A 24,887-nucleotide genomic window follows, 5' to 3' on the forward strand; every position below is an offset into this window, starting at 1 on the left:
GTTAATGCTTAGTGCTTATACTTGGCTTTGGCTTTCTTCACCTGCTCCGGTGTGATCTCACCACCCTTGTTACCCCAGCTGTTTACCACATAGGTCATCACGTTGGCGATCTCCTCTTCTGTCAGCTTGAGCTTCGGCATGGTGCTGTTGTATACCTCACCGTTCACTTTGATCTGACCTTCCAGACCGTGGGCAACTACCCCGATAGAGCGGTCTATATCAGCATTCAGGTAGTCAGACTTGGCAAGCGGAGGGAAGGCGCCTTTGATACCCTGGCCTTCTGCCTGGTGACAGGCCTGGCAGTTCTGTGCGTAGAGGGTTTTACCCAACTCCAGACGCATGTCCTTGTTAGAGGCAAAGGCAGCTTTCGGTGTGTTAGACTTCGGCATTTCCTGCACGGTAGAGCCTTCTGGGAGGTAGATCTTCTGCTCGGTCTGTCCAGAGAAGATAGCCAGGTTGTCCGGTCCTTCTACTTTCAGCATTCCCAGCGCGCCTTTGTTGAAGGTTCTGAAGATGGAGTGGTCTACCAGCACATAGTTGCCTGGCACATCTGCCTTAAATTCTGTGATAGCGGAACCACCGGCTGGTACCAGCGTGGTCTGCACGTTTTTGTTCACGGTTGAGCCGCCTTCCACATACACATTGTCAAAGATCTCACCGATCACGTGGAAGCTGGAAACCAGGTTAGGACCGCCGTTGCCCACGAAGAGACGAATTTTGTCACCCACCTTGGCAGTGATGGCATTGTCGCCCGTCATAGAGCCCACAGAGCCGTTGAACACGACATAAGAAGGTCTTTCGTCAAGGGCTTTCTCCATGTCGAAAGGCTGCAGACCAGGAGCTCCGAAAGCGCCTTTGGTGTAGAAGTCACCCTGCATCACGTAGTATTCTTTGTCAACAGGTGCCATACCTTCTTCCGGCTCCACCATGATCAGGCCGTACATGCCATTGGCGATGTGCATACCTACCGGTGCTGTAGCGCAGTGGTACACGTACAAGCCAGGGTTGAGGGCTTTGAAATTGAATACTGTTTCCTGGCCGGGAGCCGTGAAGGTGGCAGCAGCGCCACCGCCCGGGCCGGTCACAGCGTGCAAGTCAATGTTGTGTGGGTTCTTACTGTCGGGGTGGTTCATGAGGTGAAACTCCACCTCGTCGTTCTGGCGCACGCGGATAAACTTGCCGGGCACCGAACCACCGAAGGTCCAGAAGGTATAGTCCACACCGTCAGCCAACTTCTTCACTACTTCGGTCACCTCCAGGCGCACCACCACTTTGGCCGGGTGCTTGCGGGTAATAGGAGCCGGAACAAGTGGGGCATCCGTCAGCTCTGCTTCGATCACGGGCATCTCAGCGGGAGCGGCCGTTTCGTTGAGGGAACTTAGGATTTCAGCGTTTGTGGTTTTGGTGCCACAAGATGAAGCGATGCCGAGACAGAAAATACCTGCCATGGCCAGCCGTATTGCTTTTGGTAAATGTGACCGTTTCATAAGAGTTGCTGTTAGAGTGTCTTTATGGATACAAAAGAACACCAGCGACTCTTCTATTCTGATGACGGTAGTCAGTGCCAGAGGTGACTTATATCACTTCTGGATATAATTTTAAAAGGATGTTTGAACACTATATTGGAAAAGCTGTTTTTCGACTTGTTTACTTCCATTGTGTATGAAAATACTCTCCTGTTGTTTTGTCCTTGCGCTGGTAGGTGTGCGCCCCAAAGTAATCCCGCTGGGCCTGTAATAGGTTAGCGGCTGAATCTGCGGTGCTATACCCTATGAAGTAATTCAGGGCAGAGGAGAGCACCGGCAGCGGTATACCGTACTGCAGTCCCAGCGCCACGACAGAGGCAAAGCCTTGTCGCGCGTTGCGGATTTTATCGACGATAGGGGGGGCCATAAGCAGGCGCTGCTCATGCTTATAGATTTCTGCCAGTTCTTCCATCAGCTGAGAACGGATGATGCAGCCGTTCGTCCAGATGCGGGCAATCTCGCTGAAGTTGAGCTCCCAGTTTAACTGAACCGACACCTCACGCATTAAGCTGAAGCCGATCTCGTGATTGATGATGCGGGTCGCCTGATACGCTTGCTTCAGACTGGTAACAAAGCTTTTTTCATTTATGGTAACGCTGGGCGATTGTTTCTGGTAGAGTGCCGCCGCTTTTACCCGTTCTGTTTTCATGGCAGAAAGGGCTCGGGCCATCACGGCGGCTGAAAGGGTGTCGTAGGGCACGCCGTACTCCAATGCCACGGCAGCTGACCAGCCACCGGTGCCTTTCTGCTCGGCCTGGTCCAGTATTTTATCAAGCAGCAGCTCGTCGCCTTCTTTCTTTTGCAGAATGTCAATCGTGATCTCCAGCAGGTAACTGCCCAAACTGTTCTTTTGCCAATCTTTGAATATGCCGGCAATTTCGGCAGGCGCTATACCTAGCATAAAGCGTAAGAGCGAATAAACCTCCGCCAGCGCCTGCATCTCGGCATATTCTATGCCATTGTGCACCATTTTTACGAAGTGTCCAGCTCCATCCGGTCCAATGTAAGTCGTGCAGGGTTTGCCCTTGCTGTCACGGGCCGCGATCAGTTCCAGGTACTTGGCTATCTGTTCATATCCTTCGCGCGGACCGCCGGGCATGATGGAGGGACCCTTACGAGCGCCTTCCTCACCACCGGATATGCCGGCACCCACAAAGTGCAGCCCCTTTCCAGAGAGCAGCGCGGTACGCCTGGCTGTGTCTTTATAATAGGAGTTACCACCGTCTATCACCACATCGCCAGACTCCAGGAGCGGAATGAGGACGTCGAGCTGTGCGTCGATAGCGCCCGCATAGATCATCAGCAGTACTTTGCGCGGTTTCTCCAGTGACTGTACAAATTCCTCGAGCTTGTCAAAGCCTTTTATATTAGTCAGGGAAGGGTTCTCAGCAATTACCTGTGTGGCTATACCTTCTTCTTTACCCGGCACGTGACGGTTATACATCGCAACGCGCACGCCACGGCTAGCCAGGTTCAGGGCCAGGCTTTTGCCCATCACACCGAGGCCAATCACACCAAATTCTGACTGTGGGTTCATATGATCTAGTTTAGAGATTACTTCCTGCACGATCTGCTCAGGACTTAATGAAACATCGACGTGTATACCGTAGGCTGGTTTTTCCAGCGACTGCAACTGGGACTCCAGCATGGCAGGCGGCATGAAGTGCGCATGCCGCGCCTGCAAGCGCTGCAGGATGGTGTCGCGGGAGCCATCCAAGTAGATCCAGCTGATGTCCGGCACCGTCTGCAGCGTTTTGCGGTACTCCTCTTTCAGGGCAGAGCAGGCCAGCACAGCACCCCCATTCGCTTCCCAAACGGGAATCAGGCTTGCCAGTTGCGCCAGCCAGGGCGCGCGGTCCGCATCGTTCAGGGGGATACCCTGTCGCATCTTGTCAATGCTTGGCCGGGGGTGGTAATCGTCTGCATCATAAAAAGGGAGCCGGAGTCTCTCAGCAAGTCTCTGCCCGACAGTGGTTTTGCCACTCCCCGTTACGCCCATCACGATATAGATCATATTTGCTGCATTAAAGTAACTCACCCCGCTGTTTCTGGAGCCGCCATACACTGTTGGGTTTTGTACGGAATTAAAGAGAGTAGTTTGCAAATAACCGATCGGTTAGCACATGATAGTGCCTGCTTGTGGTTTAGTAAACCACGAATGCCTGCCTCAGCAGTAAGAAAAACTGTTTCGGGTATACCTAATTAGAAGGGTGTGATTTACCTGCTTTCAGCAACTGCCGCATGTGCTGGATGCTGAGTTCGAGTACGTCTGCCTCCGGGCTCACGTACACATCAGGCGCCATGCCGTAGTCGATCGGGTTTTCAGCCACATCGCGGGCGCGGAGGTTAGAGGGGTAACACAGCTCAAAGCACCCGATGCTTTTGGTCAGCGCCATAAAACCATCAACAACACCGGCCGTGTTTTGCCCATACAGAATCACTTTATCGCTTTGTCGGGATCTGTACACAAAGGTCTCACCCGAACTGATCGTTTTCCCATTCATCAGCACAGCCACTTTCTGATGCGGTGCATAGAGCGTATCGGGTTTATAAATACGGGCGTATTCAGTCTTATTGAACCAGAACATCGTGTTTTTCAACGACATCAGGTAGTCGTATTCTGCTTTCTCGGATTTGTCCATTTGCTCTGGATCTTTGCCAGACAGAAACTGTTTTAAGTTACCCTCCGACATCCAGACGCCAATATTGGGGATCTGGATAGGACCGGATAATACATAGGGCATCACGGGTAGGTATACGGCATCGTCTCCGCCGTTATTGTCGCGCACGTCGATGATGATGAAGTCTGCCTTTGTAAGCTCGTAGTGGTGCGCCTTGAGCAGACTGTCTACAAAAGCAGGTCGTTTCTCATAGAAGTTCGGGAAGCGGATGTACGGCAAATCCCCGTCTATCACCCTGAAGTGAAAGTCGCTGTAGCGAGCTACGTCCTCTAGTTTTTTGTTCGTGTTGGCAGTGGGCCAGACCTTGTACCAGGTGTTATAGGATAAGAATTCCAGCTTTTCGGGGCTCTGCAGTTTTGTTTTGAAACGTCGGCTGCTGTTATCATCCAGGTAGTACACAGCCTAGTAGTCATTGCCGTATACCTGGTTGAGCTCAAAACGCACGTCTCCGGTTTCCCAGCTGGCATTATTGCTTTGCAGAACCACTCCAACGAACTCCCGCTTGCATGTACTCGACTTAGGGTTAAGCATGATACCCACTTCGTAAGCGCCATACTTCCAGATACCCAACAGGTCGTTTCCCCGGTAGGCTTTCTTTTTCTTTACCCTCTTCAGGTCGGCAATAAAAGTGGCTCTATCCACCGCGATGCGCTCGCGCAATGGCTGACTGCCGCTGGCACCTGTGAATTTTATGTTGTTATGCCCATCCCTGAAAAAACCAAGCCATTGTTCCAGCACAGGAAGGCAGTCCTCGATCGCTGTGACAGCTTTGGCCTTGTCGCGATACACGGCTTTGTTTGCAAGGTATTGCGCCTTGTTCTGGTCGGTTACTTTGATGCGAAATAAGGCATAGTCATTTTCGTATACCTGTACCGCCTCATCGAATGCACCGGCACAGTTACAGTTCTGCGCCTGGGCTGGTACGGCGGACATGATGGCAAAAAGAAGGCAAAGTAGGGTAGAGGTTGTTTTCATAGAGGGGGGTAGGTTTTTAGAATAGGTGGGGGAGACGGATTGGTTCTCTAATATAACGGTACTCGTGCAGCCGATGAGCAAGGCGTAGCCGAGCATAAAGGCTGAACTTGGTTAGGCAAGGTTATTCTTCTTCTGCAAATACTGAATCAGGAACAAGTCCGCTGATGAAAGCTGCGAAGTCAGGAGCTATTTCAATGTCTTCATTACATTCTACATCAATCCACCTTACACTCGGGCTTTTTCCGTTTCTATAGTCAAGTGTTATCCACCAATGACCGTCCCCAGTTAGTAACACCTGCTTTTCTGGTAGCCCCCATTCCTTTGTCATGTAATGAGTGGCTAAGATATTCTGTACTGTTTTAAAAGATTTTTCTGTAATGATACCGAACAACTCAGACAAAGGGACGTGGTTTTCCGCCCATGTGGTCCTTTGTTTCATTGGGTGTGCAAAGCCTTTAGTGTAGCCACCATTCTGTACTTTTAGAAACTCAATCAATAGTGATGGCAATTTCACGCCTAATTCCTTTTCTGCCATTTCAACCATTTCATCCGTCAAGGCAGGATGGTTGTAGTAGTTGGAATCCCAGAATTCATTTTTTTCAATTCCCATCTTTAGAATCCATAATTACAATCCTGCCTAACGGCCTGTACATAAAGCGAGCAATGCGTAGCCGGGGCTTGGCTTATGTGCAGTGTTAGCAAACTTTATTATTTGAACTTGTCCCTTATTCCAAAAAAATACCTGGTATTATAAGGTTTATTTTTAATCTTATTTACTTCAACTCCTAATTCAGTTATTTGACTAATCAAATCAGTCCTAGTCTGAAAAATATACTTGATGCTGTATGGCTCAGTCAGGATTAGAGAATTACGTTTCTTTTTCTTCAGCACATTAGGCGCCTTATTTAGAGTTAATTCATAATAAACCAAATGTCCTGACCCTGCTCCAACTTGGTTTATCTCCAAGGTCTGTATGTCTTCAATCTTGATAATTTCTGAATCGCTTGTAATTAGTTGTCCCTTTTCGTTTATAAATAAAGTGTCTGGAACTGTAAATAAGCTTAAGACAGGCCTTAACCCAATAAAGAATGAAATTACTGGGAGGACAAATCCATAAATACCAAATAGAAATTCATTGACAGGTATTCTAATTAGGTCTATTAATTGTAGTGCCCACACAAAAAAGGTTACAAAGACAAATGACCAAAAAAGGGTATAAATTGTGTCAGTCTTCCAATTGTAAGTTATTCTTGTCTTTTTCAACATTAATAAAATCTGTTGGCAGCTTTTATTTCAAATGATTGCTAACGGTTGGGCTAAAGCACGCCTTGGTGTGCTTTAGTTTTTGTTAGCTGTTGTTTTTATTCTTTATCAATGTAGGTCCTTCTGTACTGTTCTGTTATTGGGCCTTCATTTTTTTCTCTATCATACATATTCTTATCATCATGCCCGAACGAGCCGACACCATCAGGAACAAACGCTGAAGCATTAGCTCCTTCGACTAATCTGTCATTATAATATACATGCTGTTTGTCTTTTATGTAGTATGGACTGAGTATTTTAGCGGAAGCATAATCCAGAGAGTCAATTCTGAGTTCATGCCAATAGAAGAAACTACCATCCTTGCCCCAATCTTCATCTATGGCTTTAAATTTCTTCGGGTCTGCACCATGTAATTTTTGCAATCCATAATAAACATGGTCTTTGTCTTTTGCCCAAAGATTGTCATCTATAACTTCAAAGGTTTTTACATCTGCTTGTTTTATTTTACTGTCAGTACCTCCGAACCGTAATAGATACACATAATTTTTATCCTTCCAGTAGTATTCCTTGATGTGTTCAAAAGTTGATGGTTCAGCGTCAGCTAAAATAGAGGTTCCTATAAATATGTGATTCTTGTCTTTAGCAAGGTCTAAGTTTGTATTGTGGTTAATAACTTTGAATGAGCTGTAATCAGCATTATCTACTTCCAAATATCTTACACCAATCCTTGCTTCATTTGAACTTCTCAAATAAACCTTACCATCCTTTTTTGTATAGCCCGAACAACCTGTGAGAACTATAATAAATAACCCAAGAAGATATTGCTTATAGTTCATTGTTTTAAGTACACTAATTTTTATTCAAATAATAGCTAACGTCTTGTATAAAAGGCGAGCGAGGCGTAGCCGAGGTGTGACTTATATACCTTGTTGGCGTTTCGTTATTTTTGTTTCTCTATCAGCTCTTCTAACGAATCTGATACTTTAATTCCTTCAGTAATATCCATCGGAATAAAAGGAACTGAATATACCTTTCCTGTAGACTGTTCCACAGTTAGCATTTCCAATCCACCATCTGAGCCGAAAGCTAAATAACCAGGCAATGATTCTTGAACATTATAGCCATTATTCCACTCATTTAATTTATCTAATGGCCAAATCTCGAATTCCCAATCTTGCTCATGCAATCGAACCCTAAGGCTTTTTTGTTCTTTCAGCAATTGTCTTAAGTTTTCTTCTTTTATCATTATCAATTTAAATAGAGCTGAAACACTTTAGGATGATCTATCATTTGAATCCTGACTAACGTTTATTTCTCAGGCCGTTGCGAAGCCTAATTCCTCAGGTTTCAGATCTAATTTAGCGATGTTTTTCTTTATCCGCTGCACGAGCTTAAGCTTTCTTTTCTCATCGAGGAACAGGTACTGGGTGGGTGGGTTGTAGGGCATGCGGTAAGTGAGCATGTGCCAGATGATCACCGCCAGCTTGCGGGCCGTGGCGCTCACGGCTGCCTGCCTGCCCTTGCGGAAAGCTATGCGCTTGAAGAAGTCCGACAGGTGCGTCTCCTTTAGGTTGCCGATCACATTGGCCGCCTGCCTCAGGGCGATCTTCAAACGGTTGCTGCCCTTGGGAATATGGGAGCTGAGCACCCGCCCGCCGCTCACCTTGGTGTTGGGGCAGAGCTTGAGCCAGTTGGTAAACTGCTTGGCCGTGGGAAACTTTCTTATTCCTTCCGAGCCCACCTCACTCATGAGCGCCATCACCGTCGCGTGGCTCACCCCCTCTATCTTTAGCAGGTCCACCCCGCCATAGTACTGGTAGGCCAGTTGGTTGAGATCCATCTGCTGGGGTGCGTTCTTGTTGACGCGCTTGTGGGGCTTGGGCTCCGCCTTCAGTTCCCGCCTCTGTTCATCTGCTCTTATCTGTTCTCGGAGCAGCTGCTCGATGGCTGCGTCGCAGGCAGCTATTTTCTGCTGCAGGGTTTTGTACATATCCAGTTCCTGGGACAGAGCGAAGAGCAGGTCCCGGCGGCCGTTGCCGTGCAGGGCACGGGCAATCTCCTCTTTTGACTTGCGGCAGTTGCCGTGGCGGAAGGATGCCAGCCGCTCGGGATCCGTCTCCCCCTGGCAGACGGCCTCGATGATGGCCATGCCCGTCTGGCCTGTCACATCCCGCACTACCACGTCCAGGCGCAGGTTCAAAAGGCGCAGGTACTTTTGCATCTTCTGCGTGGTGACAGCGGCCGTCTCCAGCAGCGAGGCGCGATGGCGACAGTAGGTTCTGAGCTCCTCGGTGGCCTGGTCAGGCAGAAAGCTGCCCGAGAGCAGGCCCAAAGAGTGCAGGCGCTGGATCCACTGGCAGTCCTGCACGTCCGTTTTGCGGCCCCTGATGTTCTTGGTGAACTTGCCGTTGCAGAGCAAAACCTCCAGGCCTGCCTGCTGCAGGGTCGTGAACAGGTTCTGCCAGTAGGTGCCCGTGCTCTCCATGGCCACGGTGGTGATCTGTTGCTCGTGCAGCCACCGGGTCAATTCCCGCAGGTCAGCCTCATAGACGCCGAACTCCCGCACATCACCGGGCTCCTGGCCCACGGCCACAAAGTGCGAGCGGCTGCCCACGTCGATACCGGCGGCGCGGGGGTTGACGATCTCCATGGGCGTGCTTCTCTTTTTCATAGCTGTAAGGAATGAAGTGAAAGAAAAATGATCCCAGGGGAATGTACTCTAGGTCTTGAAAGTATCCTGATCGGGGTCTCCTCTCGGAGCCACCACTGAAGTCACCTCAAAGCCCTCCTGCTGGAGAAGGGCTCTCTACATTCCAACCAGAATGCACCACGAGCTTTTTAGCGTCAATTGAAATCCGGTCTTGCAAGGGATACAATAGCAATACGCAGCAACGTTAGCGGGAGAAGTTAATAGTTAATATGGGGGGAATGCACGTCAACGGCTTTGCTAAACGACGGCGGAGGCAGTCCGCCGATGCTGGAGTTTAGGTCTTGTTAGGTGGTGTTATTTTTACTTATTCCTCCATTCTTCCAGACAGAAAAATAAATCAGATCTATTATCCATGAAGTAAAAGGAGATTGGCAGAACTTGATTTTTATACCTTATTCCCAAAGGTGATATATTCTTTATTTCTTCTTTTTTAACCTTTTTAACTGTTCCTAAAACATTGGTAAAAACTAATTCACTTTCATAGAAGTCAATTGTTCTAAATTTATTTTTATTGAAAAGGTATAGCCAAGAAAGCAGAAATAAGCTAACAACAATAATGAAAAGCAAAGTATGAAGTTCAATTATACCTTTTTGATAATTGCCTATTGCTCCTATACTTAACCAGAATGACATCCCTATTACCAAAGGATAAAATAAGTATGTTCCAAAGTAATATTTAGGGTTAAAACTTTTCATTCTTCTTTCTTAATACCACCTAACGTGTTCGTGTATACCTTGTGCAAGGTGTAGCCGAAGCATAGGGTATAAACTGTGTTGTGCTAAGCTTTTCTTCTTAAGCGTCCGCCTGCATGTACACCTTTAATGCTTTTTTAGTCTTAATATTCATTTCGACTGTAATTCTTGGTCCCAATCGAGATTCTCCAGCAGGACGAAACTCAATTTTATAAATTTCTGGCTCTACAGAAGAATTGCTGTAACCCACAATTTCATATTCCTTTATTTCTGTCTGATTGAACGGGAATCTATATGGGTCCGCTGGGAAATTCTTTTCTCTTTCTTTCTTGGGATTCTTCATGTTCTTAACTGAACGATGGATAGCTTCAACTGCCACTTGTGTCACATCTTCAGTCCATGGAAACTTTTGCTCTTGCTGGCTTTGATAAATGGCTGAATATTCAGAACGATTCTTTTCATTCCCTACAAATGAGCAGGAAGAAACAGAGAGAATCATTATTAAAATGTAAGTCAGCATTTTCATCAATTTAAGTTAAGCACAACGGTTAGTACATAATGCGAGCAAGGCGTAGCCAATGCTTGGCTTATGTGCCGTGTTGGTAGACGCTTATTCTTAATTTAATATAAGAGCTTCCTTTTCCCACGCCCACTTAACTTCAATATCGGTATTCAAGTCCTTTAACTTGCTTAATACTTCTTTTGAAAACTGTTCTTCATCGAATACTACAGTTGAAGCATAAAAGGAGTGAATTTCTCTATCGCCATGCTTGTACATTGTAGGATTAAGTAGTGAATCAAGAATTTCAAACGTTTGGTGAATTGTCCAAGGAAATGGCCTAATGTGCCTATGCATGTAATGATTTAGCCAAACATTTAACCAGCTTATTTCTTGCCAGCTGATTGTGGAGGCGTACTCTGTCTCTTTTAAATTCTTACAAATATTTATAAGTTTTGATAATCCTATAGGCTTGTCCTTGATAGTAGCATAGTCGATGCCAAGAAATCCACGGATTCTTTTTTCTAAAGCTAATCTCACAGCATACAGCACTAATAAATCAGATTCGTAATTATTTTTAGAATCTTGAGGTAAATCATGTCGATAGAACAATGATTTAGCATGGTTATAATGGATAGAAGAAGGAATGCTATTAGTACTCCTCAAAAGTAAGTCTGAAGTTTTACCAGAATCTAAAAAGCTTATGTAAGGTGCAATATCTGCAATTGTTGTCTTAACTTGATCCTTATTAAACGCATCGCTATCCCTTATCAAATACCTTAAATATGTTGATGCCGCTTTACAATGACACCTATAAAGAAGTCTAACTTCTTTCTTCTCCCATTTAATTTTTAGTAGGTACTGTCGGATAATTGATTTAGTAAGCTCTTTCCCGCTAATGTGGTTAAGGTAATTTATTAGCTTTTCAACCTTATCTAAATCAGGCTCATGGAAACATTTTTGTAATAAATCATTATCAAACATTTTTCTTTCTTAATAAAGTTAAGTTACTACCAACGTCTCGTGCATAATGTGGGGAGGCATAGCCGAACCTAAATTATGAACCTTGTTAGTGCTTGGTGTTTTTAGTCAAATTTGTCAAAATAGATGTCAATGTCGTTATCACTGAACCTTTGTTTTTCTTCTTCCGTGAACGAGAATATTTCACTGTCAAGTTTGCTGTGATTAAACGTGTCATAGCATTCTGCAATTTGCTTCTCCAGCGTGTAAATTTGACAATGACATACGTCTCTGTTGTCAAAGAATTCTTTCAGATTTCCAATGATTGCATTTTTAATCTTATCCGTAATCAGCAAATTAAGTCCGCCGTTCCAAATAGAAAATTTTCCAAACTGTGGTTCCTGATACTTATAACTGTCAAATAGGGAAGATTTGAAAACTTCTGCCTGCCTGTCCGTTTTGCAGTCTTGGATTGAGTTAATAGTATACTTTTTTATTTCTGCTATTTCTTTGTCACTATAGGTGGTTGATGTCCAGTTGCACTGTAACTCCGCAACACAATTGTCTGGACATTGCTCTATAATGCTGCACAGAAAGTGTACTTGGTCAAAGCTTTTTTCTTTCATACTCTTGGCACTAACTACCTGCTAGCAGGAGTACCTACTCCTACTATCTGCACTATGTGTGGAGTACTGCTGACACCTTTTCTACAGGTTTTAGTTTTGGGGCTTGCTTTCTATTCCGTACTTCCATAGCGCAACACTAATATAGTTCATTTCTATAGATTGTCAAGCGGGCTCACGATTTTATCCAGCGCGTAGGTGGTCACATGCGTGTACACTTCTGTAGTTTTGCTGCTTCTGTGCCCGAGCAAGGTCTGGATGTACCTAAGATCCGTTCCCTGCTCCAGCAAATGCGTGGCGAAGGAGTGCCTGAGCGTGTGTGGGGTGGCGCTCGTCTTCACCCCGGCCTTTTTGCGGCAGGCCTGAAACACGTTGCGCAGGCTGTCTGCCGTGTACTGGCCGCCAAACTGGCCCTCAAACAGCCATTCTTTCGGTTTGTACTCCTTATAATAATGCCTTAGGCTTTCCAGCAGCTTCTGTGAGAGCACGGTGGTGCGGTCTTTTTTACCCTTGCCACCCCGAATCAGCACGAGATTGCGGTCAGACTTCACGTCGGTGAGCTTCAGGTTGATTACCTCGCCGATACGAAGCCCGCCCGCATATAGCAACTGAAGCATGCAGCGGTGCTTGAGGTTGTCGGTGGCCGACAGAATTTTCTTCACCTCCTCCTTGCTGAGCACAGTGGGCAGCCTGTCAGGTTTCTCCGGACGCTCTACATTGTTCAGCTGCACCTCGTGGCGGCCCAGCACGCGCTGGTAGTAGAACTTGACGGCGTTGATCGATTGGTTGATGAAAGAGCAGGAGTAGGCCCCGGCCTGCACCATCTGCCGGTGGTATTGGTTGATGTCCTCCTCGGTGAGAGCGTTCACCTGCTCCATCCCCCTGTCTCTGTGACTGTTGAGGAAACGAAGCAGCAGGCTGTGGTAGGTGCGGATCGTATTCATGGAGTAGTTGAGTAGGAAGAGCTTCTCGAGGTAGTCGATCGGGCAGGTGATATAGTTTGCGGCCTTCACGTAGGTCTGTTCCCAGAGCCTGCGCAGCAGCACCACGTCACGCACCACCAGTTCCTGGCTCAGCCACAGCCAGCCCACGCCCTCCAGCTCCTCGGCAAGGGCCTGAATGTGCTGCCCACCCTCGGGTATGGCGAAGCACTTCTGCTCCTGCTGCCAGGCGGCCAGCCTGCTGTATTTGAGGGTCTCGTACACCTGCTGGCTGTGGCGGAAGGTAATGCCTATCACCGTTTTGTTTTCCTCCACAAGCATCGGCTGTAGCTTTACCACCGGCATGTCAGGCAGCTTTTGAAGCGGCTCTCCCTGATGCCGGCCAGCCAGTACCGGCACAAGTTTGCTTGGTTTCAGCCTTTTTGGCCGGTACAGGTATTGTGTACTCACTTTCGCGAGCCCCTGAAAGTGTGCAAAGGTCATTTCTAAGCTTTGTGGCCGGTGGTGCATCACAAAGCACTTGTAGGTATTGCTGTACTTGATCCAGGCAGCCTCCTTTAGCCGCTTGACGATAAAAGGGTTGGGCTTGTGCCAAAGGCGGATGTATTTAACACCTTCATGCTCCAGGCTGTTGAGATAAATAACTGGCTGATTAGACGGGAATTGCATCATGCTTAAGATTTACAATTGCAAATAAGCACCTAAATCCTGGACAGCCGTAAAATACCCGGGTAAGTCCGGGTACATCCGGGTATACCCGGTTTAACCGGATGTACCCGAATAAAAGACAAAAACATGGTGGAGAGAACATGTGAAAACTGCAGTGAAAAGCTGACAGGCAGAACAGATAAGCGATACTGCAGCGATCAGTGCCGCTCAATAGCCAAAAACAGCCGAAAGACACAGAATTCGGGCGAGCGCCTGATGAAAGAGATCAACAACAAACTCCGCCACAACCGATTCGTGCTGCAGCGCTTCAGCCCCGAAGGAAAGACCACCATCAGGCGGGAGGTACTGCAAGTGGCCGGCTTCGACTTCCGTCACTTCACCCATCTATATCGCACCAGGCAGGGCAACACCTACCATTTCTGCTACGACTATGGCTACCTGCTGCTCGAGGACGAGAAGGTGCTGATCGTGAACTGGCAACCTTACATGGAGCAAAACAAGGTATAAAACAACTCGCTCAGGTATAGCCAAAAAAAGCCCCGCCTGCATGACCAGACGGGGCTTTTTGAAATAGGCGAGGGACAGTGCTTAGTTCACAACCTCAGCCGCTTCTTTTTCTTTCTTTTTGGCTGCTTTTCTGGCGGCTTTCTCTGCTTTGCGCTGCTCTCTTTTAGAGAGTTGCGGTGCCTCTGCCGGCGTTTCAGCCTTGCGGCGGGCATCTACCTGCGGCAATCCTGACGTGTTGTCGTTTACCAGCGTCATTTCTTTCACCAGGTGGCCGGCTCCGGCAAACTTGTCTACAATGAAAAGCATGTAGCGCACATCCACTGAAATGTTGCGTACCTGGTCCGGGTTGTAGGTCAGGTCGCTCATGGTGCCTTCCCAGTTGCGGTCGAAATTCGTGCCGATCAACTGGCCATTGGCGTTGATCACCGGAGAGCCGGAGTTACCGCCCGTGGTGTGATTAGAGGCGATAAAGGCAACCGGCAGTTGACCGTTCACGCCATAAGGGCCGTAGTCTTTCTTGTCGTACAGTTCCTTCAGGCGGGCAGGTATAGCGTAGTCTTCGGCAACACCGGAGGCCGCTTTCTCCATGACACCTTCCAACGTTGTGTAGTGTATGTACTTCACGCCATCTACCGGCTGGTAAGGTTCCACTTTACCGTAAGCCACACGCAGGGTAGAGTTAGCATCCGGGTAGAACTTGCGGTCAGGCTGCATCTCACGCAGACCAGCCACATAAGTTCTGTAGAGCAGGTTCAGGTTGTCGTTCACCTTCGTGTAAGTCGGCAGCACGTTGGTGCTGTAGTAGTTGTTGATGCTGCTGGCCAGCTGGAAGCCGGGGTCATTTTTCAATGGGTTAGCCTTGCCCGCTCTGATATCGGCAATGGCTTTGCGCACGCCGGCCTCAGACGTGAAGAGCGTCTTGCTGTATACCTCGTCAGCATATTTACGGAAGTCTCCCTTATACTTCTGGCGCACCATCGCAAAGGCAGACGGATGCAGTTTCGGGTCCAGGTTCTCGTAGTACATGCTCAATAAAGCAGCGAATACCTTTTTGTCGGTCGGAGCGTTGTAGTTCTTAAAGTATCCCGACGCGCCTTTCTCCAGACGGTCGAGCTGTGCATTGATCTCCTGCTGTGGTGCCTTGGCCTCAATCAGTTCGTTCAACTTGATAAAGTCATTGGCATAGCGCACCAGTTCCACACCCCAGGCAGCTTCCATGATGTAGTCGCGGGCGATGGTAACACCCTCCAGCTGCTTGTAGTTCTGAGCAAACTCATTGATCAGGTTGCCATACGTTTGCTTGCGGCCGGCATCGGCATTGGCCCAGGTAGTGAACAGCTTTTCTTGTTCCTGTTTGCGGGCGATGGTATTGGCTTTACGCAAACCACGGCTCTCACCGATCCACTTTTTCCAGGCATTGGCCACGCTGGCATGCTTGGCCGCATACTGAATGCGAACCGCGTCAGATGCTTTCATGTCCTCATCCAGCACAGCCAGCTTCGTATCGCGGATCTTGATTTTGTGCGGGTTAGAGGTTTCGTAGATCTCCTGAATGGCGTGCGAAGTCAGGTACTCGTTCGTACGGCCTGGGAAACCGAACACCATCGTGAAGTCATTTTCCTGCACTCCGCTCAGCGAAATAGGCAGGTGGTGCTTCGGCTTGTAAGGCTTGTTGTTCGGAGAGTACTCCGCCGGGTTGTTGTTCTCGTCAGCATAAATGCGGAACATGGCGAAGTCGCCGGTATGGCGCGGCCACATCCAGTTGTCGGTGTCGCCACCAAACTTACCGATAGAGGAGGGGGGAGCACCCACCAGGCGGATGTCGCGGAAGGTCTCCGTTACATACATGTAGTACTCGTTGCCATAGAAGAACGGGCGGATGGTGGCGTCGTAGTGCGTGCCGGTAATGGCCTGCTCGCGCACCTTGGCGATGTTTGCTTGCACCATTTTCTCGCGTTCAGCCTCTGTTACGTTGGCCGGTATACCTGCCAGAATCTGCTGCGTCACGTCCTCCATGCGTACGATAAAAGTGGCGAACAGGCCCGGGTTCGGAAGCTCCTGCTCGCGGTTCATGGCCCAGAAGCCTTCGGTCAGGTAGTCTTTCTCCACAGAGCTGTGGCTCTGGATCTGGCCGTAGCCGCAATGGTGGTTGGTCAGCAGAAGTCCTTCTGAAGAGATCATTTCGCCGGTACAAAAACCGCCAAACGAAACGATGGCGTCCTTCAGGCTGGACTGGTTGATGCTGTAAATGTCTTCGGCAGAGAGCTTCATGCCCTTTTTCTGCATTTCTGCTTCGTTAAGCTGCTTGAGGAGCATAGGCAGCCACATGCCTTCATCAGGCTTGGCCGTGCTTATACCCAGACTCAGACAGGCTGCAGCAAAAAATGCTATTATGCGCTTACTGATCATGGTTTTTATAAGAGTTGGTTTTGAGCTCCCAAGATACGGAAGAAATGTTACAAGGGAGAAAGGTATAAAAGGAGAAAGGTACAAAGTTAAAAAGTTAGAAAAGGAGATAGGGAAAGGTATACCTCCTCAACTTTCTAACTTTCTAACCTTCTAACTTTTTAATTTTCTAACTCTAAAGCGTTCCCATCGTCGGCTCGAAATTCCGGTTGCTTTCCCAGGTTTTGAAGTTACTGATCTCTTTCTGGAACGAGTCGATGAACCAGGCCATCAGACTGATATCGTCGAGGAAGCCGAGCACAGGTATAAAGTCGGGGATCACGTCGATAGGCGTCACCAGGTATAGCAGCACCGCCACGCCGGCAAGCAGCGACTTGTTGGATACCTCTCGGTAAGAGCCGTTGACGTAGGCTTTCACCAGTCGGATAAACGTCTGCATCACTTCCTTCACCTGGTCGAAACCGCTCTTGTTACTCTCCACATCCACCAACTTGCCATAAGCCGTGGTGAGCAGCATGCCCAGTTTCACTGGCTTGGACACCAGCACACCGGCCTTGCCCAGAAAACGCTTGAAAATAGTATGCTGTGATAGTTGTAGTCCTTTATTGATAAGATCCTGAATCATGTTTTAGTTTTTTGTTTGGCCCTTATACGGTAACTTGTCGGTAAATGGTATAAACAGCTACTGTTGACAAAAAGACAGTGCTTGCAAGCTAAAAAATATTCTCGTGCACTTGCTTTGCAGTCTTGTTTTTTCTCCTTTAAATTGGTGTACTTTTAGCATAAAATTATCCCATCCACTAACAGGTATGCCGCACCGTATATGAAAGCGTCCCTCATCATGCTGGTGTCGTTGCTGGTAGCTTCGGCCGCAGTAGTTTTCGGTTCCTTCCTGCTCCCTGACTCCTACGAGGTCAGACGCTCCATTTTGATCAACGCCAAGCCGGAGCAGGTGTTCACATACCTGAACAACCCTACCAAGTGGGAAGAGTGGAACGCCTGGAACAAAGAATACGACCCCACCATGATCCGCCTTTACGGCGGTCCGATCACAGGCAAAGGAGCTCATCAGGAATGGATCGGCGACCGGGTGGGGACGGTAAAAGTACACTTTACGGAAAGCACCCCACCGAACGAACTTTACTATAAACAACTTACCAAAGGCGAGGAATTTGAGACCATCGGCATTTTCAGCCTCGAGCCACAGGAAGACGGAACACGCGTGGTGTGGCTTCAGAAAGCTCGGGTAGCAGACGACCTGTATAACAAGTATAAAGGTTTCTTCAGGAAACTTAAATCCGAAGCAGAAACCGAACAAAGCCTGCTTACGCTCAAAACACTGCTAGACCCAGCCGCTAAAGAAGACAGCGAAGCACAGATCGCCAACAGAAAAGGCCGCAGCTAGGTATAGCAGCGGCCTTTTGCCTTTTAGACAGGTATAGGTATAGCTAGAGCAGTTCGTTGGCCAGGTTGGCCAACTCCGAGCGCTCCCCCTTCAGCAGCGTGATGTGCGCATAAAGCGGGTGGTTGCGGGCCCGATCGATCAGGTAGGAGAGGCCATTGCTCTGCGAGTCCAGGTAGGGCGTGTCGATCTGGTAAATGTCACCTGTAAACACGATCTTGGTATTTTCTCCCGCACGCGAGATAATGGTCTTGACCTCGTGAGGGGTCAGATTTTGCGCCTCGTCCACGATAAAGTAAATGTTCGAAAGGCTGCGTCCCCGGATATAAGCCAGCGGCGTGATCACGAGTTTCTCCAGCTCAACCAGCTCCTTGATCTTCTGGTACTCCTTACTGCTCTCGGCATACTGGTTCTGGATGTACTTCAGGTTATCCCAAAGCGGCTCCATGTAAGGGTTTAGCTTCGATTTGATATCGCCGGGCAGGTAGCCGATGTCTTTGTTGCTGAGCGGCACAATAGGGCGTGCCAGATAGATCTGCTTGTAGTCGCGGCGCTGCTCCAGGGCACTAGCCAGCGCCAGTAGCGTCTTGCCTGTACCGGCCACACCCTGTATACTTACCAGTTTGATGCGCGGATTTAACAAGGCATGCATGGCAAAGGTCTGCTCAGCGTTGCGTGGCTTCACGCCATAAGCCGTCTGCTTATCCACCCGCTCAAACTGGTCCTCTACCGGGTTGTAATAGGAGAGGATGGAGTTCTTAAAGCTCTTGAGTACATAAAAGTGATTGTCGGGTGGTGTTTCCTTGATCACCTTGCCGCTTTCAGAGCTGCCTTTCTCGTAGAGCTCGTTGATGATGGACGGGTCAATTTCCTCGAGCGTGTCGCTGCCCGTGTACAAGCCCGCTACATCCTGTATCTTGCCGGTTTCATAGTCCTCTGAGATCAGGTTGAGTGCACGGGCTTTGAGGCGCAGGTTGATGTCTTTAGTCACCAGCACGACTTTGCTTTTCGGAAAATCCTGCTGCATTTGCAGGGCCGAGTTCAGGATGTGGTGGTCGTTTTTGTCCCCGAAAATTTTGGTGGCATCCACCTTGGAACTGCCGTTCAGCATCACCTTAAACTTGCCTTTGGTCTTGCCATTGAGCGGAATCCACTCCTGCAGCATGTGTTCTGAAGAAAGCTTATCAATGAAGCGGATGAACTCCCGGGCCTCAAAGTTCTTGATGTCGTTGCCTTTCTTGAAGTTGTCGAGCTCCTCCAACACCGTAATCGGGATGGCCACATCATGTTCCTGGAAGTTGCGCACTGCACTGTGGTCGTAGAGAATGACCGAGGTGTCGAGCACAAATATCTTTTTCCCTTTGGAGTCGGGTGATTTAACGTTTGCCGGATCTTTTACCTTTTCGGGAGTAGGGGAGATTTTTTCAGTTTTGTCTTGGGGTGACTTCGTCTGTTTGGGCATAAGGGAAGGGCTAAAGTGGTAGACATAGCCTTTTTACGCAAATACATAGCGCATAGTCTATCTAAGAAAGAGGCGATTTCCTGCCCCGCACAGGCGCTGTTACCATCGTATAAAAATTCTGATTTTTAGTCATCTGATTCAGAACTCTTTACAGGTAAAACATGTATAACTAAATAATTAGTTGTAAGTGAAAAAATATGCTATCTTTGTTTAAGAATTCAGTACAAGTTCTGAATTTCTTTCCGCGGTATTAACAATCGGATCGGGCGTATGAAAACTACCTCTACCTTCTTTTTGCTACTGCTTCTTGCGCTGCCTCTACTTGCGCAGGTGAAGCCGAAGCCTAAAAGCGGCATTTGGCCCTTCAAGATCAATCGTTTCGACAAAGAGGGACGCCACCACGGACGCTGGAAGCTATACCTGTCAGACAACGCCACCTTGCTGCGCAATGGCAGGTTCAAGCACGGGCAGGAGCGGGGCAAGTGGCGCTATTACTACCCTGACGGCAGCCTCCGGAAAATTGAGTACCACAAGCCGAACTCCAAAGAATTTCTGATCAAGTTTTTTCATGACAACGGCGAACTCGAAAAGCAAGGCATGGCCCGTGTGGTCGAGACCGAGCGCGTGATCCACTACTACTGGTTCGGCACCTGGCAGGTATACAACCGCGCCGGCCAGCTCACCCATACCGAGTATTATGAAAAGGGAAACGAGATCAAGCTGGAACTGAGCAGGAAATGATGGGAGAAGGATGCTGTCTGAATCAGGATTTACAGGATTAAAGGATTTTCAGGATTCTTATGCACAATTGTCATCTCCCTGCCCCCTTCGAAGGGGGACTTCTGCAATTGCCATTGTCAGGTATAAGCTTCGTTGTTTCAGTTGTTCTTTTGCAGTACCGGGACCAACCACCCCTGCCCCTCCTTGTCTAAGGAGGGGAGTCTGTTGCTGTCAATCCTTAGGTATAGGCGTTGTAGTTGTTTACCCCATCCCGGCCTTCCCCTAAAAACAGGGGAAGGAGTCTGAAGCTACCAATTAACAGGTATAGGCGTTGTAGTTACTTTCACAGAACACTGGCAGGTATAGCAAGACTAACTTGCCCCGGAAGCCATGAAACAAACAGCATCAGCCAGGTGCACTTTTCGGCGCTCCACTGTTCGAGCGTTCAGCGAGTTTGGAGCGTCTTGATTTTTTTGCCTACTGGGGGAAGGGGCCCTCGATTTTTTCATCAAGGAAAAAAGTAGGGCCCGCCTGGCCAAGGCAAGCAATGAAACAATTAAGGTTGCTATACCTGAAAAGCTGTAGCCACAAAGTGAGGTAAGCGCTATAGTTAAAAAGGGCTAGAGGGCCCCCATAGCAGACACGAGCGAGGATGCTCGCGCCATGATTACAAGCCCCGTCGGGAGGAAAAACCCTCACTCTCCACTAACTCAAAGTATAATACTCCTCCTTCTCCTTATCATGCAGCCTTAGGTAACCATGAATCACGAGCTTTACCAGCATCCGGTAAGCCCTTCTTTCAGATAGATTCGCGATCTTCATATACTGCCGCAACGTGACACGGCGGTTGAGAGCCAGGTAGTCCAGTACGGCGTGTTCGTGGCGGTCGAGGGGGATGCGCTCGAAGGTGGGTTCTTCCGTCTGCAAAGACTTCTCCACCATCTTGCTGGTCTGCACGCTAGTGTCCTTTACCCGCACATAGCCCCGCCAGTCATCTTCCTTCACTTTTGCAAAATGTGGTTTCACATCGCTTTCGGGTACAGACACTTTCAGGACGGTATGGCCGTCCAGTTCTACTTCTTCATAGGTGAGCAGCAGGGGAGGGTCGCAGTAAAAGTTGGCGGCCAGCTCCAGGGTGTGTTTTTCTTCCTCCGGATCCACGCCCACTACTTTGCCGTCGTCTTTCACCCCGATCAGAATGGTGCCACCGCGGGTATTGGCAAAAGAAACCAGGGTGCGGGCTATTTTGTCGGGCTGCGTGACGCGCTGTTTAAAATCCAGCTGATCGTTTTCGCCCTGCCAGATCAGGCGCTGTAAATCGTCCATAGTCAGAGGGGTTCAGGTATACAGGCTATACCTGGTTATACAGTAACAATCGCCGACAGCAGGTTTTGTTTTTGTAAGTTCGGCGAAACACTGTGCCAGCGTGCATAAAAAAAGCGAGCCTGTCGGGGCTCGCTCTGTTTATACGCAATATGTATTAGAATGGCAGATCGTTGTCCGCGTCGCTGCTGTAGAAAGAAGGAGCCGCTGATTCCTGAGCAGGAGCACCAGCCGGAGCGCCAAAACCACCAGAGGCGGCAGCACCCTCAACACGCCATGCCTGCAGGTTCGTGAAGTACATGGTCTGGCCGTTCTTCGTGAAAGGCTTGCCTGTCAGGTTAAACGTAACTTTCACTTCGTCACCCGGCTTGTAGTTGTCGATCAGGTTGCACTTGTCTTGCGTCAGTTGGAACTTGCAGTACTGCGTAAACGAACCGTCCGGAATCTCCAGCACAAACTCACGCTTTCTGAATTTTTCACTTACCTGCTGCTCCTCAAACACTTCGTACAGCTTTCCTTGAATATCAAACGACATAAAATAAACTTTATAATGAATAGATTGATCTAAGGACAAATATACAAAATCTTTGGTTTCGGCGGGACGGAAAAATAGCAGCTTTTTTAATTTTATGGCCTAAAAGCAGCCCGACAAAACAGGCAGGGCCCGATAGGCGTAGGAGCCTACTATAACGCACCCACTAGATATGCAGAACATAACCATTGCCATACATGGAGGGGCCGGTACCATCACACCCGCTTCCATGACACCAGAACTAGAAAAAGCCTACAAGCAAGCCCTCTCGCACGCCCTTGACCAGGGGTACCAGGTGCTAGAAAAAGGGGGCTCCGCACTGGATGCCGTGGAAATGGCCGTCGTGCTGCTCGAAGACTCCCCTTTATTTAATGCCGGACGAGGCTCGGTGTTCACAAAGGAAGGCAAGCACGAGATGGATGCGGCCATCATGTGCGGTAAAACGCTGGAAGCCGGTGCGGTGGCAGGGGTGCGTAACATACGCAACCCCGTGCGTCTCACCCGCGCCATCATGGAGCACTCCGACCATGTGTTCCTGAGTGGGTATGGGGCTGAGGAGTTTGCCCGCAAGTACAACATCGATTTTGCACCTGAGGAATACTTTTACGATAAGCGCCGCTACCAGCAGTGGCGCGAGGTGCGGGACACCGACATCTTTATGCTCGACCATACCGACGAACGTAAATTTGGCACCGTGGGCGCCGTCGCCCGCGATGCGAACGGCGACCTGGCGGCGGCTACCTCCACCGGTGGCATGACCAATAAGAACTACAACCGCATCGGCGACAGTCCTTTAATTGGCTCCGGCACCTACGCCAACAACAAAACCTGCGCCATCTCCTGCACCGGACATGGGGAGTTCTTCATCCGGGCGGTGGTGGCTTATGATATATCATGCCTGATGGAGTACAAAGGCTATACCCTGCAGGAGGCCTGCGAGGAAGTGGTAATGGACAAACTCGTGAAGTTTGGAGGAGAGGGCGGACTGATCGCTGTAGACGGCAATGGAAAACTGGCCCTGCCTTTCAATTCCGAAGGGATGTACCGGGCTTATCGCCGCGGCGGCCAGGAAGGCAGGGTGTCGATCTATAAAGACTAGCTGCGCGACTCAGAAGCGAGTTCGTTTTTCTCCACGTCGGCCATGTCCTTGTAAAAAGACCTTGAATTGATATTGAACACATTTCCCTTGGCCAGCACATGCATCATCATGCCGGCAATGGCTACCGGCCGGCCGGGCTCAATATTATTGATATTCGTGTAACTCACACTGTGCCCGTCCACGATCACTACCAGGTTGGAGCCAATGGTTTCGATCATGTGCCCTTCCGTGATGAGCACACCGGTATCTTCGCCCAGACCGATCCCGACGGTTTTAGGGTGCGTCGCCACCGCTTCCATCAGTCGTCCGAAACGACCCCGGATCACGAAGTGCGAGTCGATGATCACACCGCTGATCAGGCCGAAGCCCTGGCCCATCTTGACAGAACCGCGCAGGAGGGATTCTGTGGAGCTGCCTCCCTTGATCATGATCTCTGACATGGCCATGGCCCCTGCGCTGGTTCCGGCCACTACAAAATCCTCGTGCCAGTACCGGTCATGCACGGTCTGCAAAAACTCTGTGCCACCAAAAATGCGGGTCAGCCGGGACTGGTCGCCACCGCTGAACATCACCCCGTCGGCTTTGCGGATGCGCTCCAGGTACTCTGGCTTCAGGGCGTCCTCCTCTTCCCGGATGTGCATCATGTTGGCGTTCTCACAACCTAAAATGCCGAACGCGCTCTCATAACGCTCACCCACTTCCTCAGGTATAAGCGAAGCTGTTGTAACCACTTCTATCGTAGGGTTGGGGGATGGTATCTCACTCAGAAAGCGCTTGAGTATACCCAACTCAAAAAAATCGAGGTAATATTTTTTTTTGTGTTTTGGGTTCGGGTATGAGCCTTTGTCTTCATTTCCGCCAATGGCTATGAGCTTTCCTTTTGGTCTATCCACGGGTGCTTCTTTTTTATGCTAATTGTATACTTACTCGCCAGGTATGAGGTCCTATGCCTTGACATCATCCTCCATAAGATTACCTATATTTTTGAAAATCGTTACGGGGCAAGCGCCTTTATTCTGTTTTGAGGCCATATTTAATTGTTTTTATGAATTGCACTGCAACAGACGCAAAAGGCGTGCGGCATCCAAAATATCACAAATATGACATATTTGACAACTCTGTATTCTTACTATATATACTTTATCTAATAAAAGTTATATTTTTAAACCTCCGCCATATCCTCCCGTATAGTAATCTCACAAGCTTAGGCTTATAATTTTTTACGACGCTAAACCTTTCCAAGCTATGAAACTAAACAACCTGAACGACTTATTCATCCACGAACTAAAGGATATCTACAACGCTGAAAAGCAGATTACGAAGGCTCTTCCAAAAATGATGAAGGAGGCTTCCTCCTCTCAGCTGAAGAAGGCTTTTGAGATGCACCTCAGCGAAACAGAGACACAAATAGAACGGCTGGAGCAAGTCTTCGATTTACTGGGCATGAAGGCCTCCGGAGAAAAGTGCAAAGCGATGGAGGGAATCATCAAGGAGGCGCAGGACATGATGTCCGAAAACGCTGACTCTGATGTGATGGACGCCGCCCTGATTGCTTCGGCCCAACGTGTAGAGCACTACGAAATTGCCGGTTACGGCACCCTTTGCACCTATGCCAAGCAGCTAGGTCACAAAGAGATCCTGAAACTGTTGCTCACCACACTGGAGGAAGAAAAGGCCACTGACCTGAAATTAACCGATCTGGCTGAAAGCAAGATCAACGTTAAAGCCGAACACAAAGGAGCAAAGTAAGCTCTAGAATGATATACCGAAAAAAATCTGTCCTTTCCCCATGCTAACCAAGCTGGCCAGAAGGAGACAGATTTTTTTGTTTATACCTATGAATCGTCCTGAAATAAGTTGACAGATTTAACAAGGTCCCGGTTTGTTTAGGCAGGC

At 48.7% G+C, this 24,887-nt stretch carries 25 protein-coding genes; 5 read left to right on the forward strand and 20 right to left on the reverse strand.

The window, feature by feature from the left end; all coding sequences use genetic code 11:
- Positions 1-8 precede the first annotated feature (8 nt).
- The 14 genes from nirK to IEV97_RS19120 all read right to left on the reverse strand — a co-directional run bounded on the left by nirK (position 9) and on the right by IEV97_RS19120 (position 13,543).
- Positions 9-1,487, reverse strand: a complete 1,479-nt coding sequence (nirK, locus tag IEV97_RS19055) for a copper-containing nitrite reductase (RefSeq protein WP_229734038.1) — start codon at positions 1,485-1,487, stop codon at positions 9-11.
- A 160-nt stretch (positions 1,488-1,647) separates the two neighbouring features.
- The gene (gene gnd, locus IEV97_RS19060) at positions 1,648-3,540 is read right to left on the reverse strand and encodes an NADP-dependent phosphogluconate dehydrogenase (RefSeq protein WP_188503084.1); all 1,893 of its coding nucleotides are present in this window, start codon (positions 3,538-3,540) and stop codon (positions 1,648-1,650) included.
- 184 nt (positions 3,541-3,724) lie between these two features.
- Complete coding sequence (locus IEV97_RS19065) at positions 3,725-4,606, reverse strand: S41 family peptidase (protein ID WP_188503085.1); 882 nt, start codon at positions 4,604-4,606, stop codon at positions 3,725-3,727.
- 3 nt (positions 4,607-4,609) lie between these two features.
- Entirely contained in the window at positions 4,610-5,182 is a 573-nt protein-coding gene (locus IEV97_RS19070) for a hypothetical protein (RefSeq protein ID WP_188503086.1), read from the reverse strand.
- Positions 5,183-5,303: 121 nt separating this feature from the next.
- A complete protein-coding gene (locus IEV97_RS19075; protein ID WP_188503087.1) occupies positions 5,304-5,792 on the reverse strand; it encodes an SMI1/KNR4 family protein in 489 nt (162 codons plus the stop codon).
- 98 nt (positions 5,793-5,890) lie between these two features.
- On the reverse strand, positions 5,891-6,448 hold the full coding sequence (locus IEV97_RS19080; RefSeq protein ID WP_188503088.1) for a hypothetical protein: 558 nt from the start codon (positions 6,446-6,448) through the stop codon (positions 5,891-5,893).
- Positions 6,449-6,543: 95 nt separating this feature from the next.
- A complete protein-coding gene (locus IEV97_RS19085) occupies positions 6,544-7,281 on the reverse strand; it encodes a DKNYY domain-containing protein (RefSeq protein WP_188503089.1) in 738 nt (245 codons plus the stop codon).
- A gap of 104 nt (positions 7,282-7,385) precedes the next feature.
- Positions 7,386-7,691: an SMI1/KNR4 family protein gene (locus IEV97_RS19090; protein WP_188503090.1), complete on the reverse strand. Its 306-nt coding sequence runs from the start codon at positions 7,689-7,691 to the stop codon at positions 7,386-7,388.
- Positions 7,692-7,760: 69 nt separating this feature from the next.
- Complete coding sequence (locus tag IEV97_RS19095; protein WP_188503091.1) at positions 7,761-9,116, reverse strand: IS110 family RNA-guided transposase; 1,356 nt, start codon at positions 9,114-9,116, stop codon at positions 7,761-7,763.
- Between the two features lie 339 nt (positions 9,117-9,455).
- Positions 9,456-9,851, reverse strand: a complete 396-nt coding sequence (locus IEV97_RS19100; protein ID WP_188503092.1) for a hypothetical protein — start codon at positions 9,849-9,851, stop codon at positions 9,456-9,458.
- 97 nt (positions 9,852-9,948) lie between these two features.
- Positions 9,949-10,374 carry a hypothetical protein gene (locus IEV97_RS19105; RefSeq protein ID WP_188503093.1) on the reverse strand — a complete coding sequence of 142 codons (426 nt, stop codon included), beginning with the start codon at positions 10,372-10,374 and terminating at the stop codon, positions 9,949-9,951.
- Positions 10,375-10,464: 90 nt separating this feature from the next.
- Positions 10,465-11,331, reverse strand: a complete 867-nt coding sequence (locus IEV97_RS19110) for a hypothetical protein (protein ID WP_188503094.1) — start codon at positions 11,329-11,331, stop codon at positions 10,465-10,467.
- A 101-nt stretch (positions 11,332-11,432) separates the two neighbouring features.
- Entirely contained in the window at positions 11,433-11,933 is a 501-nt protein-coding gene (locus tag IEV97_RS19115) for a hypothetical protein (RefSeq protein WP_188503095.1), read from the reverse strand.
- A 152-nt stretch (positions 11,934-12,085) separates the two neighbouring features.
- Positions 12,086-13,543, reverse strand: a complete 1,458-nt coding sequence (locus IEV97_RS19120) for a tyrosine-type recombinase/integrase (RefSeq protein WP_229734039.1) — start codon at positions 13,541-13,543, stop codon at positions 12,086-12,088.
- A gap of 123 nt (positions 13,544-13,666) precedes the next feature.
- Between IEV97_RS19120 and IEV97_RS19125 the strand changes: the two genes are divergently transcribed.
- Positions 13,667-14,047 carry a hypothetical protein gene (locus tag IEV97_RS19125; protein WP_188503096.1) on the forward strand — a complete coding sequence of 127 codons (381 nt, stop codon included), beginning with the start codon at positions 13,667-13,669 and terminating at the stop codon, positions 14,045-14,047.
- An 81-nt stretch (positions 14,048-14,128) separates the two neighbouring features.
- Here IEV97_RS19125 and IEV97_RS19130 read toward each other — a convergent pair whose 3' ends face one another.
- A complete protein-coding gene (locus IEV97_RS19130) occupies positions 14,129-16,456 on the reverse strand; it encodes a S46 family peptidase (RefSeq protein WP_188503097.1) in 2,328 nt (775 codons plus the stop codon).
- Between the two features lie 172 nt (positions 16,457-16,628).
- The gene (locus IEV97_RS19135) at positions 16,629-17,078 is read right to left on the reverse strand and encodes a YkvA family protein (protein ID WP_188503098.1); all 450 of its coding nucleotides are present in this window, start codon (positions 17,076-17,078) and stop codon (positions 16,629-16,631) included.
- A 198-nt stretch (positions 17,079-17,276) separates the two neighbouring features.
- Here IEV97_RS19135 and IEV97_RS19140 point away from each other — a divergent pair, with 198 nt between their 5' ends.
- A complete protein-coding gene (locus tag IEV97_RS19140) occupies positions 17,277-17,858 on the forward strand; it encodes an SRPBCC family protein (protein ID WP_188503099.1) in 582 nt (193 codons plus the stop codon).
- Positions 17,859-17,901: 43 nt separating this feature from the next.
- Here the strand turns inward: IEV97_RS19140 and IEV97_RS19145 are convergent, their stop codons facing one another.
- Positions 17,902-19,317 carry a PhoH family protein gene (locus tag IEV97_RS19145; RefSeq protein WP_229734040.1) on the reverse strand — a complete coding sequence of 472 codons (1,416 nt, stop codon included), beginning with the start codon at positions 19,315-19,317 and terminating at the stop codon, positions 17,902-17,904.
- 270 nt (positions 19,318-19,587) lie between these two features.
- Here IEV97_RS19145 and IEV97_RS19150 point away from each other — a divergent pair, with 270 nt between their 5' ends.
- Positions 19,588-20,058, forward strand: coding sequence for a toxin-antitoxin system YwqK family antitoxin (locus IEV97_RS19150; RefSeq protein ID WP_229734041.1), 471 nt, complete (start codon positions 19,588-19,590; stop codon positions 20,056-20,058).
- Positions 20,059-20,742: 684 nt separating this feature from the next.
- On the opposite strand, the gene IEV97_RS19155 is transcribed toward IEV97_RS19150, so the two are convergent.
- Positions 20,743-21,363: an AlbA family DNA-binding domain-containing protein gene (locus IEV97_RS19155; protein WP_188503100.1), complete on the reverse strand. Its 621-nt coding sequence runs from the start codon at positions 21,361-21,363 to the stop codon at positions 20,743-20,745.
- 154 nt (positions 21,364-21,517) lie between these two features.
- Positions 21,518-21,895 carry a DUF3127 domain-containing protein gene (locus IEV97_RS19160; RefSeq protein WP_116544811.1) on the reverse strand — a complete coding sequence of 126 codons (378 nt, stop codon included), beginning with the start codon at positions 21,893-21,895 and terminating at the stop codon, positions 21,518-21,520.
- Between the two features lie 169 nt (positions 21,896-22,064).
- On the opposite strand from IEV97_RS19160, the gene IEV97_RS19165 reads away from it, so the two are divergent.
- Positions 22,065-22,991 (forward strand): isoaspartyl peptidase/L-asparaginase family protein, encoded by a 927-nt coding sequence (locus tag IEV97_RS19165; protein ID WP_188503101.1) that lies wholly within the window; start codon positions 22,065-22,067, stop codon positions 22,989-22,991.
- Here IEV97_RS19165 and IEV97_RS19170 read toward each other — a convergent pair.
- Complete coding sequence (locus tag IEV97_RS19170; protein ID WP_188503102.1) at positions 22,988-23,884, reverse strand: cyanophycinase; 897 nt, start codon at positions 23,882-23,884, stop codon at positions 22,988-22,990. The two genes, IEV97_RS19165 and IEV97_RS19170, sit on opposite strands and share 4 nt — an antisense overlap.
- Positions 23,885-24,236: 352 nt before the next feature.
- Here IEV97_RS19170 and IEV97_RS19175 point away from each other — a divergent pair, with 352 nt between their 5' ends.
- Positions 24,237-24,740 (forward strand): YciE/YciF ferroxidase family protein, encoded by a 504-nt coding sequence (locus tag IEV97_RS19175; RefSeq protein WP_188503103.1) that lies wholly within the window; start codon positions 24,237-24,239, stop codon positions 24,738-24,740.
- The last annotated feature ends 147 nt before the right edge of the window (positions 24,741-24,887 follow it).

It is taken from the genome of Pontibacter amylolyticus, assembly GCF_014638845.1.
Taxonomy (GTDB): Bacteria; Bacteroidota; Bacteroidia; order Cytophagales; family Hymenobacteraceae; genus Pontibacter; species Pontibacter amylolyticus.

Excerpts from the sequence above, each read along its gene's own strand:
- nirK (WP_229734038.1), bottom strand. The coding sequence starts at position 1,487 with ATGAAACGGTCACATTTACCAAAAGCAATACGGCTGGCCATGGCAGGT.
- gnd (WP_188503084.1), bottom strand. The coding sequence starts at position 3,540 with ATGATCTATATCGTGATGGGCGTAACGGGGAGTGGCAAAACCACTGTC.
- IEV97_RS19070 (WP_188503086.1), bottom strand. The coding sequence starts at position 5,182 with ATGAAAACAACCTCTACCCTACTTTGCCTTCTTTTTGCCATCATGTCC.
- IEV97_RS19075 (WP_188503087.1), bottom strand. The coding sequence starts at position 5,792 with ATGGGAATTGAAAAAAATGAATTCTGGGATTCCAACTACTACAACCAT.
- IEV97_RS19080 (WP_188503088.1), bottom strand. The coding sequence starts at position 6,448 with ATGTTGAAAAAGACAAGAATAACTTACAATTGGAAGACTGACACAATT.
- IEV97_RS19085 (WP_188503089.1), bottom strand. The coding sequence starts at position 7,281 with ATGAACTATAAGCAATATCTTCTTGGGTTATTTATTATAGTTCTCACA.
- IEV97_RS19090 (WP_188503090.1), bottom strand. The coding sequence starts at position 7,691 with ATGATAAAAGAAGAAAACTTAAGACAATTGCTGAAAGAACAAAAAAGC.
- IEV97_RS19095 (WP_188503091.1), bottom strand. The coding sequence starts at position 9,116 with ATGAAAAAGAGAAGCACGCCCATGGAGATCGTCAACCCCCGCGCCGCC.
- IEV97_RS19100 (WP_188503092.1), bottom strand. The coding sequence starts at position 9,851 with ATGAAAAGTTTTAACCCTAAATATTACTTTGGAACATACTTATTTTAT.
- IEV97_RS19105 (WP_188503093.1), bottom strand. The coding sequence starts at position 10,374 with ATGAAAATGCTGACTTACATTTTAATAATGATTCTCTCTGTTTCTTCC.
- IEV97_RS19110 (WP_188503094.1), bottom strand. The coding sequence starts at position 11,331 with ATGTTTGATAATGATTTATTACAAAAATGTTTCCATGAGCCTGATTTA.
- IEV97_RS19115 (WP_188503095.1), bottom strand. The coding sequence starts at position 11,933 with ATGAAAGAAAAAAGCTTTGACCAAGTACACTTTCTGTGCAGCATTATA.
- IEV97_RS19120 (WP_229734039.1), bottom strand. The coding sequence starts at position 13,543 with ATGATGCAATTCCCGTCTAATCAGCCAGTTATTTATCTCAACAGCCTG.
- IEV97_RS19125 (WP_188503096.1), top strand. The coding sequence starts at position 13,667 with ATGGTGGAGAGAACATGTGAAAACTGCAGTGAAAAGCTGACAGGCAGA.
- IEV97_RS19130 (WP_188503097.1), bottom strand. The coding sequence starts at position 16,456 with ATGATCAGTAAGCGCATAATAGCATTTTTTGCTGCAGCCTGTCTGAGT.
- IEV97_RS19135 (WP_188503098.1), bottom strand. The coding sequence starts at position 17,078 with ATGATTCAGGATCTTATCAATAAAGGACTACAACTATCACAGCATACT.
- IEV97_RS19140 (WP_188503099.1), top strand. The coding sequence starts at position 17,277 with ATGAAAGCGTCCCTCATCATGCTGGTGTCGTTGCTGGTAGCTTCGGCC.
- IEV97_RS19145 (WP_229734040.1), bottom strand. The coding sequence starts at position 19,317 with ATGCCCAAACAGACGAAGTCACCCCAAGACAAAACTGAAAAAATCTCC.
- IEV97_RS19150 (WP_229734041.1), top strand. The coding sequence starts at position 19,588 with ATGAAAACTACCTCTACCTTCTTTTTGCTACTGCTTCTTGCGCTGCCT.
- IEV97_RS19155 (WP_188503100.1), bottom strand. The coding sequence starts at position 21,363 with ATGGACGATTTACAGCGCCTGATCTGGCAGGGCGAAAACGATCAGCTG.
- IEV97_RS19160 (WP_116544811.1), bottom strand. The coding sequence starts at position 21,895 with ATGTCGTTTGATATTCAAGGAAAGCTGTACGAAGTGTTTGAGGAGCAG.
- IEV97_RS19165 (WP_188503101.1), top strand. The coding sequence starts at position 22,065 with ATGCAGAACATAACCATTGCCATACATGGAGGGGCCGGTACCATCACA.
- IEV97_RS19175 (WP_188503103.1), top strand. The coding sequence starts at position 24,237 with ATGAAACTAAACAACCTGAACGACTTATTCATCCACGAACTAAAGGAT.